This window comes from Streptosporangium sp. NPDC005286 (genome assembly GCF_040607515.1).
Classification (GTDB): domain Bacteria; phylum Actinomycetota; class Actinomycetes; order Streptosporangiales; family Streptosporangiaceae; genus Streptosporangium.
Window position 1 is genome coordinate 1 of record NZ_JBEXGU010000193.1, and the last position, 17,085, is coordinate 17,085.

Below are 17,085 nucleotides of genomic sequence, written 5' to 3' on the forward strand. Positions count from 1 at the left end.
CCCCGTGAACGGCCGGACCGGCCGCGCTTGTCCACCTATTCGGGGAGCAGGGCGTCAGCGGCCGGTTTCCATCAGGGCCAGGTAGCCGTCCTCCAGGGTCGGCTCGGCCGGGCGGGCATAGGGGTCGGGGGCGGTGGCGGCGATGAGCCGGTAGCGCATTCCGGTGCCCTCGGGGACGGCGGCCACGACCCTGCCGTGCGAGGGGGCGGGGCCGGGGGTGGTCAGGGTCCACACCTGGTGGTTGGCCTGGGAGACCAGTTCGCCGACGTCCCCGGTGAAGGCCAGACGTCCCTTGGTGAGCACCGCGAGAAGACGGCAGGTCTGGGCCACGTCCTCGACGATGTGCGTGCTGAGCAGGACCGTGCGGTCGCCGGCGAGCTGGGAGAGCAGGGTGCGGAACCGGATCCGCTCCTCGGGGTCCAGGCCGGTGGTCGGCTCGTCCACGATGAGCAGTCGGGGGTCGGCGAGCAGCGCCTGGGCGATGCCGGCCCGGCGCAGCATGCCGCCGGAGTAGCCCTTGAGCCTGCGGTCGGCGTCCTGGGTGAGGGAGACCACCTCCAGTAGTTCGCCGATCCGGCGTCGCCGGGCGGGGCGGGAGTCGATCCCCTTGAGCAGGGCGATGTAGTCCAGGAACTGCCGCGCGGTCAGGTCGGGGTAGACGCCGAGATCCTGGGGGAGATAGCCGAGCGTCCGCTGGACGGCGAGGCGTCCGTCGGCGGTGGCGATGTCGTGGCCGCCGATGCGGACCGTCCCCGAGGTGGGTTTGAGCAGCCCGGCCAGGATGCGCATGAGCGTGGTCTTGCCCGCCCCGTTGGAGCCGAGCAGCCCGTACATGCCGGTGGGCACCTCCAGGTCGAGCCCGTCGAGGGCGTGCACGCCGCCCCGGTAGGTCTTGGTCAGGCGGGAGATCTCGATGCGCATGTCAGGACTCCGTCCGGGTGGCGTGGAGGCGGGCGAGGGAGAGGACGGAGAGCGCGAGCACGATCATCACGCCGATCCACAGGAAGGCGACGGACTCGGTGGTCACGGGCCGCAGGAAGTCCAGCGCGGCGCCGCCGGGCCAGGGGCCGTATGCCTCGCCCTCGGGCGACCGAATGACGTTCGGGGGCAATTCCGGACTGTGGTAGCCGAGGAGGCCGTAGGCCACGTACTGGCTGTTGGGCGAGAGGATGCTGTGGGACACGGTCGGCATCATGCTGGGGGGGATGAGGTTTCCCCAGAACCAGTAGACGACGAACAGCACCTGGAACAGCATCGGTGGCATCAACAGCGGACCGGCCAGGGCGAGTGCCCCCACGAAGAGCAGCCCGGGGACGATGGCCGCTACGAAGACCGCCACCGCCCAGCCCAGTGCGGAGGGCTCGCCCTCGGTGATCGCGTAGGCCACGGCCCGGCCGAAGTAGGCGAGCGCGAGCGGTATGACGGTGGCCGCGCACGTGCCGAGATACTTGCCGATCAACCGGGTGGTGCGACCGGTCGGGGTCGTGTCCAGGATCCCGGCCACGCCGAGCCGCCGGTCACGGACGAGCCGGTCGGCGAGCAGGCATCCGTAGACGATGGGCAGCAGGGACATGAGCAGGGTGGCCGACGCGACCATGGCCGTTTGCGGGACGGTTCCCTCACCACCGCCCAGGTTCAACGTCGCGTATGTCTTCGGCTGGATGGCGACGAGCGCTGCGAAGGTCAGCCCGTAGACGATCCACAGGACGGGGCGGCGGATCTGCATGTGGAACTCGTAGCGGAAGGTCGCGATCATGCGGTCTCACCCCCGAGAATCCGCTCGGCGTCGCCGAGCAGCGGCCAGGCCGCGGCGGTGAGCAGCGAAGCGGTCGCCAGCAGGGTCAGCCGGTTGGGCAGCCAGTCGCCGGGCACCGTCCCGTGCGTGGTGGCGAACAGGTGGAGCAGCCGGAGCATCTGGTTCTCCTGGAAGAGGTATGCGAGCATCTGTTCGAACAACCAGACGAACGAGATGATCGCGGTGGCGGCAGCGGCGCTGCGGAGCGCGGCCGCGACGAGCAGGCCCAGGGCCGTCAGCCAGAGCATGGGGGACAGCCAGGAGAGCTGCCCGGCCAGGCCGTGGGACGCGGCGGGCAGCAGGTCCCACCAGCCGGTGACGATCAGCAGCGCCGAGGCGATCAGGGCGCAGAGGGCCGTCCACCCGACCATCACGGCCAGGCGGCGCAGCAGGGTCGAGCGGTATCCCCTGGGCAGGGTGAGCTGTAGCTCCACCGCGTGGTCCCGGCCGATCAGCGAGGCGGCGGCGATGCCGGGCAGGAGCGGGATCCCCGTTTCCAGGATCGTCATCAGGAACCGCGTTGTGTTCCCCTCCCGGGAGCCGAGCCGTGTGCCGAAGACGGCGAGGAGCACGATGAGCAGGACGAGGACCGGTGGGGCCAGCAGGGCCGCGGGACCGGCCCTTTTTATCTCATGCGACCAGAGGTCGAGTGATCTCATGACCGGTGAGTAGCGTGGGCGCGCCGGATCGGTTCACCCATACCGGCGGCGATCACGGCGGCGAGCATCAGGGCCAGGGCCAGGCCGACCGTGGCAGGGCTGGTCGTCCAGAAGTTCCGGAAGCCGTCCGGTACGGGTACGTCGGTGGCGGTCAGCGCGTAGAGGGCCCACACCGCCAGCCCGCCACCCATCGCGCCGCCGGGGTTCCAGCACACCGACAACAGCAGGCTGAGCCCCGCGAGCGCCGCCATGGGCCCCAGCCACGCGATGATCAGTGACGCCAGCCCGACGGGGGCGGCGTTCAGCGGTGCCAGCACCGCCGAGGCGAGCAGCGCCAGGAGCAGGTCGTAGCCGAACACCAGAGTCATCCGGGCCATCATGATGACGCGTGGTGACGTCGGTGTGACGGCGACCAGTTCGAAGGCGTCGTCATGCTCGGGGCCGCACGATCCGGCGACGCCGGCCATGGCGATCAGCGGGGCGGTGAGGGCGAGCGTGAAATCCGCGTGCCCCTTCCCGGCCAGGACGAAGCTCACGCCGACCACCATGATCAGTGCGGAGGCCAGCCAGATCGCCGGATTCAGCAGCCGGGCCTCCATCGCCAGCAGGGCCCACGCCCTGTGCAGCCCCCGTACGGCCGCTGCCACGTGTGGTGACGAGGTCCTCCGCGATGGCGGTGGCCGCCGTGAGGGCTCCGGCGCGGCCGGAGTCTCCAGGCCGTCGAGGGCGGCCCTCATCAGGGCGGCGCGCACGATCTCGGGGCCGGGCGGAGGCGGGATACCGTCGCGGATCTCCCGCAGTTCGGGCCAGTCGTGGATTTCCGCGAGCTGGGGCCGGTCGTGGGGTTCTGGTGGCTCGGGTCGGCCATGGACTCCCGGAGTCTCGGGTTGGTCGTGGATCTTTGGTGGTTCGGGCCGCTTGTGGGGTTCTGTTGGCTCAGGACGGTTGTTCATCGAGGCACCCCCTCAGGGTCGCTCGGGCGTGGTGCAGGCGGCTTTTCACCGTGCCGACCGGGATTTCCAGCACTTCGGCGATCTCCCGGTGGCTCAGGTCGTCGAGGAAGGCGAGTACTACCACCTCGCGTTGGGGCAGCGGCAGCCGGGCCAGCGCCGCCCGCACCCGGTCGTCGCCCACGGCCAGCTCCTCGGGGCCCGGCAGCGGATCGGCCCCGTCGGACGGTTCGGCCGCCAGGGGAGGCGGGACGCCGCGCAGTCGGTTGTGTGCCTGCCTGCGCGCCACCCCGAACAGCCAGGTGCTGACGCTGGAGCGGCCCTGGTAGGTGCCCGCCGAGCGCCACACGGCCAGCAGTGTGTCCTGGAGGATCTCCTCGGCCGTGCCCCGATCCCCGGCGAGCCGGTAGATGAAGGCGAACAGCGGCCTGGCGTACCGCTCGTACAGCTCGGTCAGCGCGCCCGCGTCGCCGTCGGCCACCCTGGCCAGCACGCGGGTGTCGTCCTCCCTCGTGCCGGCATGCCGGCGCGCGGCGCCGAACCAGCGCAGTGCCATCCTCTCGGTTCCCCCGTCCACACCAGGTGGGTAGCGTCGACCTCGGCCCGGGGTTCAATCGAACTTTGAGGATCGTTTTCCCAATGTAAATGGGGATATAGCGTGAATCTCGTCCGCCGCTTCCTACTGGTCAGTAATGGTGCCTAGGGTAGATGGGTAGATATACCGCGTAAGGCGACAAGTCGCACCCCAGGGGGTTGCAAATGACGGCGCGAATGGGCACCGCACGGCTCGGTCCTGCCGAGCGGTCCGCCGCACTGGCGCAGCTGAGCGCCGAGGAACTCGACGTGGTGGTGATCGGAGGCGGAGTCGTCGGAGCGGGGGTCGCGCTGGACGCGGCGACCCGTGGGTTGTCGGTCGGGCTGCTGGAGGCGCGCGACTTCGCCTCGGGGACCTCGTCCAGATCCTCCAAGCTGATCCACGGGGGTTTGCGCTACCTGGAACAGCTCAACTTCGAGCTGGTCAGGGAGGCGCTCCAGGAGCGGGCCCTGCTGTTGCAGCGGATCGCCCCGCACCTGGTGCGGCCGGTGCCCTTCCTGTTCCCGCTCAAGCACACGGGCTGGGAGCGGCCCTATGTCGGCGCGGGCCTGGTGCTGTACGACACGATGGGCTTCTCCGCCGGCCTCACCCGGGGTGTGCCCGGCCATCGGCACCTGTCGCGTACCAGGGCGTTGCGGCTCGCGCCCGCGTTGCGGAAGTCGGCGTTCTCCGGCGCGGTGCAGTACTGGGACGCCCAGGTCGACGACGCCCGCTACGTCATGACCATGCTGCGGACCGCGTCCACGTACGGGGCCAACGTCGCCTCGCGGGCGCAGGTGGTGGGCTTCCTCCGCGAGGGGGAGCGGGTCACCGGCGTCCGGGTGCGTGATCTGGAGAGCGGTCGTGAGCTGGACGTGCGGGCCCGTCAGGTGGTCAACGCCACCGGTGTGTGGACCGACGACATCCAGGAGCTGGTCGGCGGGCGCGGGCAGATCCACGTGCGCGCCTCCAAGGGCATCCACCTGGTGGTGCCGCGCGACCGGATCCACTCGCTCACCGGGATCATCCTGCGCACCGAGAAGTCGGTGCTGTTCGTCATCCCCTGGGGTCGTCACTGGATCATCGGCACCACCGACACCGCGTGGGAGCTGGACCGGGCGCACCCGGCGGCGTCGCGATCGGACATCGACTACATCCTCGACCATGTGAACGAGGTGCTCTCGGTCCCGCTCACCCACGAGGACGTCGAAGGTGTCTACGCGGGGCTGCGCCCGCTGCTGTCGGGGGAGTCCGAGGAGACCTCCAAGCTCTCCCGCGAGCACGTGGTGGCCCACCCGGTCCCGGGACTGGTGATGGTGGCCGGAGGGAAATACACGACATATCGCGTTATGGCGAAGGATGCGGTGGACGCGGTGGCGCACGGTCTGGACCAGCGGGTCCCGCCCTCCTGCACCGACCGCGTCCCGCTGGCCGGGGCCGAGGGCTACCAGGCGCTGTGGAACTCCAGGCAGCGGCTGGCCCACTCCTCCGGGCTGCACGTGGCCAGGATCGAGCACCTGCTCCAGCGGTACGGCTCGATGATCGACGAGGTGCTGGAGCTGATCGAGCGGGACCCGTCGCTGGCCAAGCCGCTGACCGGAGCGGACGACTACCTCCGGGCGGAGGTGGTCTACGCGGCCACCCATGAGGGGGCCAGGCACGTGAACGACGTGCTGACCCGGCGCACGCACATCTCGATCGAGACCTTCCACCGTGGCGTGGCCGTGGTCGAGGAGGCCGCCCAGCTGCTCGCCGGGCCGCTGGGCTGGGACGACGAGCAGATCAAGCGCGAGGTGGGCTACTACACCAAGCGGGTCGAGTCGGAGCGCCTCTCCCAGGAGCAGGACACCGACCAGGAGGCCGACGCCATCCGCCTCGGCGCCCCGGAGATCGTCCCGGTGGCCGGACCGGACGTCCAGCCGGTCCACCCGATCTAAGCCGGTGTGACCGTCCGGAGCGCGCCTCAAGGCCGGACACCGGCCCGCGGACCGCGCGGTCACGCAAACGTGCCGTGTCGGGGCCAGGGCGGTCCCGGGCCGGCACGGGCGCAGATCGGGCGAAGCCCTCAGCAGATCGTCCACACGCACGTAGAGCGCGGTTGCCAGCGTGTCCGTCTCGGCTGTCACGAACTGGGCGCGCACCCCCTCGCCCTCTCCCCGCGTCTATGCCTCTGTGCCGCCACCTCTTGAAATCAATCACCTGGAGGGTCGCGGGCGGACCCGTGCCGACGCGCCGGCAGACCTCCGCGCGGGTGCTCGGCCTTCACGGCCGGCCGACCCGGTTCCGGCGACGCTCACCGTGACCGTCGCGGTCACCGCCGGACCGCATCCGGCCGTGATCCATGTCACAGTCCAGCCGGATGAGAACCCGGGGCGGCCCCCTCGGCTACTCACCGAGTAGATCCCGGATGGACAAGGGATCACCAGGGCCATACGGGCCGGGAAGACTTTCGCGAAGGAGTCACCATGAACAAGGGAATGATCGCCGTGATCGTCGGGGCGAGCTTGACGGTCGGGGTTCTCGGACTGGGCGCCGGCGGCGCGTTCGCCAGCGACAAGGTCGGCACGACCGGCAAGATCGCAGCCGAGGCGGCGGCGCCGCAGCCGCCGAAGGGCGCCAGGGCCGTCGTCCAGGTCAGCCCCAACCCCACCGCCAGGCGGGGCCAGGAGCTGACGATCACCGGCCACTGCGGCGGGGGTAAGGGGCTCAAGGCCGTGGCTAGCGGCGCGTATGGCGGCGCGCCGTCGCTGGAGAACATCCGTATCATCGACGACAACCCGAAGAAGTTCGTGGCCAAGGCGACCCTTTCCCGCAAGATCGGCAACGGTGTCGGCCCCGTCTTCGTCGACTGCGGCGGCGAGGTCGGCGTGACCCTCCTGGTCACCCACGTCTGATCCGATCCTTCCCGCACGGGTCTGTGAGTAGGGGACGAACCATGAGTTCGTTGGGCTCGTTGCGGCCTGCGTAGCCCCAGGACCTGGGCTTGTCCGCCGGCGCTCCGGCTTCTTCGGGGGGTGATCCGTCGCGGCCCGCCCGCGAGGACGAACCTTCGCGGGCGGGCCGCAGTCGTTCACACCGCTGCGTCAGGTCGAGTCGGTCAATCAGACCTTGAAGGGCCGACTCGACCTGGAACGCCACAGTGGTCGTACTCCTGAGGGAGTGATCATCCGCATCCCGCAGTGTTCTCTCGCGCTGACCGCCGCTTCGTGGCACGACCACACCACCGGCCAGGCCGCACCGCGCTCACGGACCGCCTACGATCACTGATTCCCCTTGGACTCGATCACTTAGCGGGTGAAGGCCTGGAACTCGGCGGCGCGCAGCTGGTCCCTGGCGGGGCTGGCGGTGCCGCAGTCGGTGGCGGAGTTGGGGTCGGCGTCCTGCTCACCGGCGTAGAGCGGGTTGCCGGTGCACTGGGTGGAGACGGCCCGCAGGGTCAGGTGGGTCGCGGTGGTCGTCGGGATCTTGAAGGACTTGATGAGCAGGTCGGCGCCCCGGGGGCGCGGCAGGCGGGTCTGGAAGGCGTCGGCGGGGCTGGTGTAGACGACCGAGAAGGACGCGGGCGAGGAACAGTCCTTCTTGGTGGCGTTGCAGGCCAGGACCTCGAAGGCGCGCAGGGCGCTGAAGCGGTTCTGGCCACCGGGGTCGGCCGGGTCGTTGACGCTGGGCCGGAGCATGGCGCTGACCTGCACCCGGCGGACCTTCACCGGGGCGGTCCCGGCCAGGTCCACGGTGACGGCCTTACCCTTGACCGGTCCGGTGAGCGAGGCCCAGTTCGTCGCCTCGGTCTCGTCGATCAGCTTGCCGTGGTTGACGCCGTCACCCGTCGTCGTGGCGCCAAGCGCCGCAGAGGCGACGTTCTTCGGCACCGCCAGCGGCAGCGGCAGCTTCACGCCGGGCAGCACCGCGTACTTCACCCGGGTGTGCCCGAACCCGTTGCCCGCGACCACGAAGTCGTAGACTCCCGGGGTCATCTCGACGGTGTCGCCGAGCTCGGTCGCCGGGTCGGTGTCGGCCACCGGCACGACGCGGCCCTCGTAGTCGCCGACGTACAGCCGAAGCGCCGCGTCCTTGGCCTCAAGCAACGGCTTGAGCTGGAGCTTCCCGTTCTTCCCCGCCGGGTCGACGAAGCTCGGCGTCGGATCGGGGTCGTTCGGCCCGGTGCTCGCCGCACCCTGGCCGAGGCCGTGCTCGGCGAACGCCCGCCACATGATCGCCTGGTTGGCGCCGCCGAAGCGGATGGCGTCGGCCGCGAGCAGCGCGTCGCGGTGGTCGACGTAGCTGACCGCGCCGGAGGCCATCAGCAGCAGCGCGTCGAAGGAGACCTGCGCCCAGCGGCGGTTGCCCGGGCACTGGTCGAGCGGGGTCTGGCCGTCGGCGCACGCCTTCTGCCTGGCCGGGGTGCCCTCGCCGTACTTCTTCAGGAACGCCTTGCGCACGTCGTACTGGGTCGCCGACCAGATCTCGCCGTCGGCGTGCACCTGCTGGCCGACGAGGTCGTAGGCGATGTCGCTGTAGTTCAGCGGTGAGGTGGCCATGTCGTAGTTGCGGATGCCCGCCTTCTTGTCGCCGGTGACGTAGCCGCCGGTGACGGAAGGGGTGTCGCCCGCGGGGCGGAAGCCGTACTCGGCGAGATATTCCATCGCGAACAGGTCGGAGGTGCTCTCGTTCATGGCCCCGGCCTGGGCGCCGCTCCACCCGGCGTTCGGGCCGGCGATCATGCGGCCGGAGATCGCGTGGGTGTACTCGTGCCCGATCACCGACATGTCGTAGTCGCCGTCCACGCAGGGGGAGTAGAACGAGCCCGCGATCGGCTGCCAGAGGTACATGTTGGTGATGGGGGCGATCCCGTCGGGACCGGTGATCTGGTTGGCGTTGTCGCGCACGCTGAGCACCCGGGCGCCCGCCTGCGCGTTGCCCTGCTCGGGGTCGCCGCCGAGACCGCCGCGCCCGCCGTTGTCGTTCTGCATGTTCCAGGCGGTCTCGGTGAACCCGAGCCGGTAGGACCAGTCGTGCATGCGGTTGTGCATGACGTGCAGGTTGGTCATGGCGGCTTCGAGGTCGGCCTCGCCGGGCTCGTCCAGCGCCGCCGGGTCACACTTGGCGGTGTACCACCTGTTGGTCCACGGATAGGCGTACTGGCGGTTCGGCGTGGCCACGTTGCTCCGGGTGCCCACCGAGAACGCGTCGCCGCTGGCGCGGTTCTCCACGGTCTTGGCGGCGTTGCCGACGCTGGTGCTCGTCGAGGTGTCCGTGGCGTGGGTCAGGTCCCAGGCCTTGCCGGTGGCCGGGTCGGCCCCGACCAGGTCGCAGCCGGGGCCCGCGGCGGGGCACCAGGTCTTGCGGGTGTCGGTGGAGGAGTAGTCGCCCGGCGGGTTGGCGGGGAACGCCTTCCAGGTGGGGTCGTCGGGCGCGCTGTGGTGGTCCACCAGGTTCTCGCGGGTCAGGATCTCGCCACTGACCGCGTCGACGTGTGTGGTGTACGCGGCCGGTTCACCCTCGCCGCCGCCGATCAGGACGACCTGGAACGCGTTGTGCGTCCCGTCGGGGGCGGGCACCGCCGTGGCGGTGGCCTTCTTGACGGTGGCCGTGGCCAGGTCGATCCCGCCGTCCCTGGCCGCGATCTCCAGCGCCTGCTGTTCGGTGAGCCTGGCGGCGGGAGGGGCCTCGGAGGAGCGGGAGAGCGTCGAGGTGACGTGCAGGACCTTGCCGTCCTTCACGCCGACCGCGACCTGCCCGTCCACGCCCGCGGGCAGGTCGCCGAACCTCTGCCTGAGCAGTACGGCGTACCCGTCCCCTATCGGGTTGACGGCGATCTTCTCCAGCGCGTCCACCGCCTCGCCGGAGAGGCCGAAGAGGTTCTCGTTCGCTTTGAGATAGGCCCGCGCGGCCTGTTCGGGGTCGGTGCCGAGGCCCTCGGCGAGGGGAGCGGAGCCGGTGACGACGGCGGGGGTGCCGAGGACGTTCCACCGGATCGTCGCGGTGCTCGCCGCCGACCTGGAGAGCGAGGCCGGGGGCGCGACGCTGCCGCGCCGGTTGTCCAGGTCGGGCTTGGCGCCCTGTTCGGCCTGGAAGTCGTGGGCCTTGGGGGGCTGGGCGCCGGGTTCGCTCTGGGCGATTCCCGGCAGCGGAAGGGCGAGCGCCGCGGTCGCGGCGGCGATGACGGTGATGCGTAACCAGGGTCTGGTCGACACCGATCCTCCTGCGGAGAGATGGCCGTCGTTGGCCATGCCACACGCGGATCACGTGTGTTGCGCAAGAGGTAACACTTATCCAAGTGTCATGACAAGATCTTGTAAAGGCTGACATGTCAGTGTACTAGGGACGTTCAGCGCGCCCCCGCCGGTGAGGCGGGGGCGCGGGGCGGGTGCTTTCGAAAGTTCAGGAGAAGGGAATCCAGGCCTGGTCGGCCAGGTCCTTCAGGTCGCTGACCTTGAGGCCGAGGTCGGAGACCGTCCACAGGCTGTCGCCGATCACGACAGAGCGGCGGATGCCCGGGTCGTAGGGGGCGAAGCGGGTGTCGTTGACCGGCTTGGGCTTGGGGTGGACGATCGTGCCGGTCCTGGTGACGGCTGAATCACCGATGTTGAGGACCAGGGCGACCCCGTTGGTCTGCTCGGTGCCCGTCCAGGAGTTCAGCGGGAGGACCGCCGTCCCGGTCTTGGCCCAGTACAGGAAGGCGTGCGGGTCCCACTCGGCCTCCGAGCCCGAGTCCTTCTGGAACATCTGCGACAGGCGGCGCGGGTCGGCCGGATCGCTGACGTCGAACAGGGAGACCTGGGTGCCGAGTGTGCGGCCCTTCTCGCTGGCCTCCTGGCCCACACCGATCAGCCGCCCGTCACCCGCCGGGTGCAGGTAGGCCGAGTAGCCGGTGATCTTCAACTCGCCGGTCTTCCTCGGTGCCGCCGGGTCGCGCAGGTCGAGCGTGTAGAGCGGGTCCACCTGCTTGAACGTCACCACGTAGCCGACGGGGCCGATGAAGCGGACCGAGTAGATCCGCTCGCCCTGCCCCAGACCGCCGACCTCGCCGGTTCTGGCCAGGGTGTCGGCCTTGAGCACGTAGACGGCGCTGGAGCTGTCCTGCCCGACGGTCGAGGTGGTGGCGACCCGCAGGTGCCCCTCGTGCTCGGACAGGGAGTACTGGTTGAGCAGCCTGCCCGGCACCTTGCCCGAGGCGACGTAGCGGGGGGCTCCGGCCACGGTGATGTCGAACCGGTGGACCTCGGTCTCCTCCGGAGGCTCCTCCGGTGTCGCCGTCGGCGTCGGCGAGACGGTGTCACTCGGCGGCGGGGTGTCACTCGGCGTGGGGGTCGGGGCCGGTTCCGGGAGCAGGGTCGGAGCGGGGTCCAGGCCCGAGGCGGCGGCCGGGGTCGCGGCGACCGTGGGAGTGGCGGCCGGGGCCTCCTCGATGAGCGCCGGTTCGATCGGCCTGGGCCACCACCAGTGCGGGTTGCTGGTCACGTACAGGCTGGAGCCCGTCCCGTAGACGGTGTCGCCGTCGGCGGCCACGCTGATCGGGGCCGTCTCGGCGAGCGCCTGCGACAGGTCGAGGGTGTGCACCGTCAGCATCGACGTCCCGGTGTACTCCGCGGGGTGGCTGACCCGCTCGCAGTCGACGGTGTGGTCCGAGGTGGCGCCGGTCGCCGACGTCAGTTCGTACTTCGGCAGCCACGCCTCGATCGGTGCCCTGGCGACGACCTCCATGTTCCGTCGGGTGCGCTCGTTGTCCACGATGTCGGACCCGGTGTCGGGGAAGTCGATCCGCGGCTGGCTGCGGACCACGATCCGCACCGTCGAGCCGACCATCCTGGCATCCACGTGGGAGCCGTCCGGGGTGAGCGAGCCGATCACCTTCGGCTCCCCGGACAGGTCGACGAGGACGTAGCGCGGCCCCGGGCTCGGCGCGCGCTTGGCCGTCGCGCCGTACGGGATGATTCCGCCGCCGGAGAAGAGCACCAGCGCCCTGTCCCCGCTGACCAGCAGGTCGGCCGGGGCCCACGCCTGCTCGGCGTCCACCAGCTTGAGTGTGCCGGTGACCTTCCTGGTCGCGGTGTCCACCACCCTGAGCACGCCGCGGTTCACGGTGATCACCCGGTCGCCGTCGGTCTTCACCAGATCGGGCTCGTCGACTCCGGCCTCGTGCGTGTTCGTGGTGGAGTGCTCGGGCGGCGCCGCGCCGCCGACCTTGGCGGCGGCGGCGTCCGACCGCGCCTCCGCGTACAGGATCGGGGGGCCGCCGAGGCCCCACGGGCCGACGTTCTTCGCCGTCGCCGCGCGCAGCCCGGCCAGCATGTCGTCGCAGCCGCTGTAGGAGACCAGCCTGATGTTCCCCAACGTGACCGGTGCCGCGGGTCCGGCACCGCTCTTCGTCTCCGTAGAACTGCACGCCGTGGCGAGCAGGGCCGCGGCGAGGGTGACCGCGCCGGCTGTACGAATCGATGTCCTCATGCCACTACGACGGATCGGAAGGGGGGGTGGTTCAATGCTTCGCTACCCGTGAGTAGCCACGGCCCGCCTCTCGCGATTACCCTGCGAACATGGCCGTTCCCCCTGAAATGACACGGGCCCTCGACCCCCGCATGATCGAACGTGTCGTACCGCACGTGACCTCCGCCGGCAAGACGCAGGAGATCACGGCGCCGTTCACCGGCGAGGTGCTCGCCGAGTTGCCCATTTCCACCGCCGACGACGTCCGCGCCGCGCACGCCGCGGCGCGGGAGGCGCAGCGGGCGTGGGCGGCGCTGCCCGTGAGGGAGCGGGCCGAGCCCTTCCTCCGCCTGCACAACGCCATCCTCGACCGGCGCGAGGAGATCCTCGACGTGGTCCAGTGGGAGACCGGCAAGGCGCGCAGGCACGCCTTCGAGGAGGTGCTCGACGTCGCGGGCTGCTCCCTCTACTACGCGCGGCGGACCCCCGGCCTGCTGGAGACCAGATCGCGGGCCGGGATACTGCCCGTGGCCACCAGGACCGTCGAGGCGCGCCGGCCCCGGGGAACGGTGGCCCTGATCTCGCCGTGGAACTACCCGCTCTCGCTCGGTGTCACCGACGCCGTCCCCGCGCTGCTCGCGGGGAACGCGGTGGTCCACAAGCCCGACACCCAGACCGCGCTGTCCACGCTGTGGACCATCGACCTGCTGGTCTCCCTCGGCATGCCCCGCGAGATCTGGCAGGTCGTCCTCGGCGAACCCGCCGAGGTGAGCGACCCGCTGATCGACGGCGCCGACTACGTGGCGTTCACCGGCTCCACCCGGGCCGGCCGGAAGATCGCCGAGGAGGCCGCCAGGCGACTGATCGGCTGCTCGCTGGAGCTCGGCGGCAAGAACCCGATGCTGGTACTCGACGACGCCGACCTCGACACCGCGACCCAGGGCGCGCTGCGCGCCTGCTTCACCAACGCGGGGCAGCTCTGCCTGTCCATCGAGCGGCTCTACGTCCACGACTCGGTGCACGACGCCTTCGTGGAGAAGTTCGTCCGGCAGGTCAGGAACATGCGGCTCGGCGCGGGACTCGACTGGAGCGTGCAGATGGGCTCGCTCTCCTCGCTGCGGCAGTTGGAGGCGGTCGGCGCCCAGGTGGACGACGCCGTCGCGAAGGGCGCCAGGGTGCTGGCCGGCGGGAAGGCCCGCCCCGACCTCGGCCCGCTGTTCTACGAGCCCACCGTCCTGACCGGCGTCGACGAGAGCATGGAGCTCTGCCGCGCCGAGACCTTCGGCCCCGTGGTCGCGATCTACCGCTTCGGCGACGACGACGAGGCGGTCGAGAAGGCGAACGACACCTCCTACGGGCTCAACGCCTCCATCTGGACCCGCGACCTGTCACGCGGGCGCGCGCTGGCCTCCCGGATCAAGGCGGGCACCGTCAACATCAACGAGGGGTACGCCTCGGCCTACGCCTCCTACGACGCGCCCATGGGCGGGATGAAGGCCTCGGGGCTCGGCCGCCGGCACGGCGTCGAGGGGCTGCTGAGGTACACCGAGGCGCAGACCGTCTCCAGCCAGGCGTCCTGGCTGGGCTTCGAGCCGATCCTCGGCATGGCGTACGAGAAGTACGCCGACACCCTCGCGGGCGCGCTCAGGGTCATGAAGGCGCTCCATCTGAAGTGAGGCATGGATCACGCGAGGCGTCCCCGGAGGTCGTCATCGAAGGCCGTCGTCTGAAAGGGAGCCGCCGTGTTCGACCATGACGTGCTGGTGATCGGCTCCGGCTTCGGCGGGAGCGTCTCCGCGCTGCGGCTGACCGAGAAGGGCTATCGGGTCGCGGTGCTGGAGGCGGGGCGCCGCTTCGACGAGGGCACGCTCCCCAAGACCTCCTGGCGGGCCCGCGACTTCCTGTGGGCGCCGGGGCTGGGCATGAAGGGCATCCAGCGCATCCACCTGCTCCGCGGCCAGAAGGGCACCGGCGTCATGGTCCTGGCGGGCGCCGGGGTCGGCGGGGGCTCCCTGGTCTACGCCAACACCCTCTACGAGCCGCCGGAGGTGTTCTTCCAGGATGCCCAGTGGTCGGGCATCACCGACTGGAAGGCCGAGCTCGCCCCCTACTACGACCAGGCCAGGCGGATGCTGGGCGTGGTGCTCAACCCGACGGTCACCAGGGCCGACGAGGTGATGCGCACCGTCGCCGAGCGGATGGGCGTGGGCGACACCTTCCACCTGGCCCCGGTCGGCGTCTTCTTCGGCCCTCCGGGCGTCGAGGTGGACGACCCCTACTTCGGGGGCGCGGGGCCGCGCCGCAGGGGCTGCACCGAGTGCGGCGAGTGCATGACGGGCTGCCGCCACGGGGCCAAGAACATGCTGGTCAAGAACTACCTCTACCTGGCGGAGGGGGCCGGGGCCACGGTCCTGCCCGAGACCACGGTCACCTCGGTCGTCCCGGCCGGCGGCGGCTACCGGGTCGAGACGCACCGGACGGGCGCGCCCTGGCGCCGCCGCGCGTTCACCGCCGAGCACGTGATCTTCGCGGCGGGGACGTACGGCACCCAGCGCCTGCTGCACCGGCTCAAGGCCGCCGGGACCCTGCCCCGGCTCTCCGACCGGCTGGGCACCCTCACCAGGACCAACTCCGAGGCCCTGCTCGGCTTCGAGCGCCCGTCGGTCAAGGGGGAGAAGCTCAACCACGGGGTGGCGATCACCTCCTCCATCCATCCCGACGCCCACACGCACATCGAGCCGGTCCGCTACGGCGACGGTTCCAACGCGATGGGCCTGCTCCGCACCCTGCTCATCGACGGCGGCGGAGCGCCGCGCTGGCTCAAGTTCCTCGGCGAGGCCCTGCGCAGGCCCCACCTGGTGCCGAGGTTGTTCGACCACCGCCGCTGGTCCGAGCGCACGATCATCGCGCTGGTCATGCAGGCCAAGGACAACTCGATCACCCTGTCCATGCGCAGGGGGCTCTTCGGCCGCAGGCTCCGCTCAGGGCGGGGCCACGGCGAGCCCAACCCCACCTGGCTGCCCGCCGGGCACGAGTTCGTCCGGCACGCGGCCGAGGAGATCGGCGGCATGCCGGGCGGCACCTGGCTCGACCTGTTCGACATCCCGGCCACCGCCCACTTCCTGGGCGGCTGCGCCATCGGCGCCGGGCCGGAGACCGGGGTGATCGACCCCTACCACCGCGTCCACGGCCATCCGGGCCTGCACGTCGTCGACGGCTCCGCGGTCTCCGCCAACCCCGGCGTCAATCCCTCCCTCACCATCACCGCCCAGGCCGAGCGCGCGATGGCCTTCTGGCCCAACCGGGGAGAGGCCGACCCCCGCCCCGCCCAGGGCTCCCCGTACGCCCGCCTGCCCCCCGTCGCCCCCGCCAACCCCACCGTCCCCACCACCGCCCCCGGCGCCCTCCGCCTCCCCATCGTGGACATCACCTGAGCGGCACTTCGTCCATGGCACGTGAGGCGGGTCGACGATCAAGGACTGGCATCAGGCCATCGCGTGACAGAGGCGCTCGCGGTCTTTTGCCGGAAGCCGCCGCTGGAGGCGCCGGGCGCGGATGAGCGAATCCGTGATCTCGCACACCTCGGCGAGTTCCACCTCCATGGGCGAGACCTCGGCAAGACGGTTCTGGTGAAGCCAGGTCGCCACCTCCGCCCACGACCAGAGGCTCACGCGGGGGCGCCGCACCTTCGGCTCGGGAAAGCCTCCCGGCCCGCGGCGTCCGACGGCCCAATGGTCGGCTGTGGCGAAGCTCCGGCCGGTGCGGTCGGCGATCTCGGCGAGCGTCACGAGGTCCTCACTCACCCCGGTCACCTCGATCCCCACCGAGCGCCCCTGGGCGATGGCGGACGCGACCGCCTCCACCGCCCCGGTCGCCTCACGATCAAACGAGGCGATGCCGGGTCCGCCCGTGGCCGGGTCGAGTGACACCGTGGCGTCGTCCCATCCAGCCTCGTACAGCGCGTCGATCACCGTTTCGCCGCTCGGGGCCATGAAGTGAAGTTCGAAACTGTAGACGGTCACGGGACTCGCCCTCCCTCTGGTAGATCGTTCTCAAACCCACGCGGGCACTGGTCGACGAGACGTCGCAGCCGCCTGGCGTGCGCCTCCGGGGAGGGCGGTGTCGACCAGATGGACGAGGGAGGCCTGCACCCCTGACGTCCACCGGGACACAAAGCGCGCCCCCATGCGTGACCTCCTGCCTTCTCGATGATCCAGCCTGCGGCGATCATGTGATCGATCGCCACTCGTATTTCCTTGCTGGGATGCCGATCCATGCAGAGATGATGATATCTGATGTAGAGTTAATTCTACAGAACAGATAAGTTGATCGGGCGGAAGGCCGGTTCGTAGCTGAGGGCCGTCTCGACAGGTCCGATCTCGTCGGGCAAGATCCTCCGATCTACCGCCTATGGCATCTCATCCTCCGGGATTTGGCTCGGTTGGCGGGGTGTCATGAATTCGAGCAGTATCCCGATGTCAACGACCCCCTCCTGAAGGAGGGGGCTTGAGGTGCAGCGATGCGCTTTGAAGCCCCGCGTTGACCAGCCCTGGCCGTCAGCTCAAGGAGGTGCGTTTTGATGGCCACGTTGAACATAAGATCGCAGACCCACCGGCGGGTGCTTCCTCAGCCTGCCGCTCTGGAATCCGTGGGAGCAGACACGCCCGAGGGTGGGCACGA

At 70.5% G+C, this 17,085-nt stretch carries 12 protein-coding genes; 4 read left to right on the forward strand and 8 right to left on the reverse strand.

What is annotated here, in order from left to right:
* Positions 1-54: 54 nt before the first annotated feature.
* From ABZU75_RS39975 to ABZU75_RS39995, 5 genes are read right to left on the reverse strand one after another with little or no spacing between them, the layout of a single operon-like run.
* Positions 55-921 carry an ABC transporter ATP-binding protein gene (locus tag ABZU75_RS39975; RefSeq protein ID WP_355566510.1) on the reverse strand — a complete coding sequence of 289 codons (867 nt, stop codon included), beginning with the start codon at positions 919-921 and terminating at the stop codon, positions 55-57.
* A 1-nt stretch (position 922) separates the two neighbouring features.
* Positions 923-1,756, reverse strand: a complete 834-nt coding sequence (locus tag ABZU75_RS39980; RefSeq protein ID WP_355566513.1) for a hypothetical protein — start codon at positions 1,754-1,756, stop codon at positions 923-925.
* Positions 1,753-2,454: a hypothetical protein gene (locus ABZU75_RS39985; RefSeq protein ID WP_355566516.1), complete on the reverse strand. Its 702-nt coding sequence runs from the start codon at positions 2,452-2,454 to the stop codon at positions 1,753-1,755. The genes ABZU75_RS39980 and ABZU75_RS39985 overlap by 4 nt, the downstream gene beginning before the upstream one ends.
* On the reverse strand, positions 2,451-3,407 hold the full coding sequence (locus ABZU75_RS39990; protein ID WP_355566519.1) for a hypothetical protein: 957 nt from the start codon (positions 3,405-3,407) through the stop codon (positions 2,451-2,453). The genes ABZU75_RS39985 and ABZU75_RS39990 overlap by 4 nt, the downstream gene beginning before the upstream one ends.
* Positions 3,391-3,981: a sigma-70 family RNA polymerase sigma factor gene (locus tag ABZU75_RS39995; protein ID WP_355566522.1), complete on the reverse strand. Its 591-nt coding sequence runs from the start codon at positions 3,979-3,981 to the stop codon at positions 3,391-3,393. Before ABZU75_RS39995 ends, ABZU75_RS39990 begins: the two co-directional genes overlap by 17 nt.
* A 182-nt stretch (positions 3,982-4,163) precedes the next feature.
* On the opposite strand from ABZU75_RS39995, the gene ABZU75_RS40000 reads away from it, so the two are divergent.
* Both ABZU75_RS40000 and ABZU75_RS40005 read left to right on the forward strand, forming a co-directional pair.
* Positions 4,164-5,915, forward strand: a complete 1,752-nt coding sequence (locus tag ABZU75_RS40000) for a glycerol-3-phosphate dehydrogenase/oxidase (RefSeq protein ID WP_355566525.1) — start codon at positions 4,164-4,166, stop codon at positions 5,913-5,915.
* Between the two features lie 528 nt (positions 5,916-6,443).
* Positions 6,444-6,872, forward strand: a complete 429-nt coding sequence (locus ABZU75_RS40005) for a hypothetical protein (RefSeq protein WP_355566528.1) — start codon at positions 6,444-6,446, stop codon at positions 6,870-6,872.
* A gap of 393 nt (positions 6,873-7,265) precedes the next feature.
* On the opposite strand, the gene ABZU75_RS40010 is transcribed toward ABZU75_RS40005, so the two are convergent.
* Complete coding sequence (locus tag ABZU75_RS40010) at positions 7,266-10,172, reverse strand: M36 family metallopeptidase (RefSeq protein ID WP_355566530.1); 2,907 nt, start codon at positions 10,170-10,172, stop codon at positions 7,266-7,268.
* Positions 10,173-10,359: 187 nt separating this feature from the next.
* The gene (locus ABZU75_RS40015) at positions 10,360-12,426 is read right to left on the reverse strand and encodes a beta-propeller domain-containing protein (RefSeq protein WP_355566533.1); all 2,067 of its coding nucleotides are present in this window, start codon (positions 12,424-12,426) and stop codon (positions 10,360-10,362) included.
* A gap of 89 nt (positions 12,427-12,515) precedes the next feature.
* Between ABZU75_RS40015 and ABZU75_RS40020 the strand changes: the two genes are divergently transcribed.
* Together ABZU75_RS40020 and ABZU75_RS40025 are read left to right on the forward strand one after the other, a co-directional pair.
* A complete protein-coding gene (locus tag ABZU75_RS40020; RefSeq protein ID WP_355566536.1) occupies positions 12,516-14,081 on the forward strand; it encodes a succinic semialdehyde dehydrogenase in 1,566 nt (521 codons plus the stop codon).
* Between the two features lie 66 nt (positions 14,082-14,147).
* On the forward strand, positions 14,148-15,839 hold the full coding sequence (locus ABZU75_RS40025) for a GMC family oxidoreductase (RefSeq protein ID WP_355566539.1): 1,692 nt from the start codon (positions 14,148-14,150) through the stop codon (positions 15,837-15,839).
* A gap of 51 nt (positions 15,840-15,890) precedes the next feature.
* Here the strand turns inward: ABZU75_RS40025 and ABZU75_RS40030 are convergent, their stop codons facing one another.
* Entirely contained in the window at positions 15,891-16,427 is a 537-nt protein-coding gene (locus ABZU75_RS40030; RefSeq protein WP_355566542.1) for a hypothetical protein, read from the reverse strand.
* Positions 16,428-17,085: the final 658 nt, after the last annotated feature.

Coding starts and splice junctions, on each gene's coding strand:
- ABZU75_RS40005 (WP_355566528.1), top strand. CDS start 6,444: ATGAACAAGGGAATGATCGCCGTGATCGTCGGGGCGAGCTTGACGGTC.
- ABZU75_RS39985 (WP_355566516.1), bottom strand. CDS start 2,454: ATGAGATCACTCGACCTCTGGTCGCATGAGATAAAAAGGGCCGGTCCC.
- ABZU75_RS40000 (WP_355566525.1), top strand. CDS start 4,164: ATGACGGCGCGAATGGGCACCGCACGGCTCGGTCCTGCCGAGCGGTCC.
- ABZU75_RS39975 (WP_355566510.1), bottom strand. CDS start 921: ATGCGCATCGAGATCTCCCGCCTGACCAAGACCTACCGGGGCGGCGTG.
- ABZU75_RS40015 (WP_355566533.1), bottom strand. CDS start 12,426: ATGAGGACATCGATTCGTACAGCCGGCGCGGTCACCCTCGCCGCGGCC.
- ABZU75_RS40020 (WP_355566536.1), top strand. CDS start 12,516: ATGGCCGTTCCCCCTGAAATGACACGGGCCCTCGACCCCCGCATGATC.
- ABZU75_RS39990 (WP_355566519.1), bottom strand. CDS start 3,407: ATGAACAACCGTCCTGAGCCAACAGAACCCCACAAGCGGCCCGAACCA.
- ABZU75_RS39980 (WP_355566513.1), bottom strand. CDS start 1,756: ATGATCGCGACCTTCCGCTACGAGTTCCACATGCAGATCCGCCGCCCC.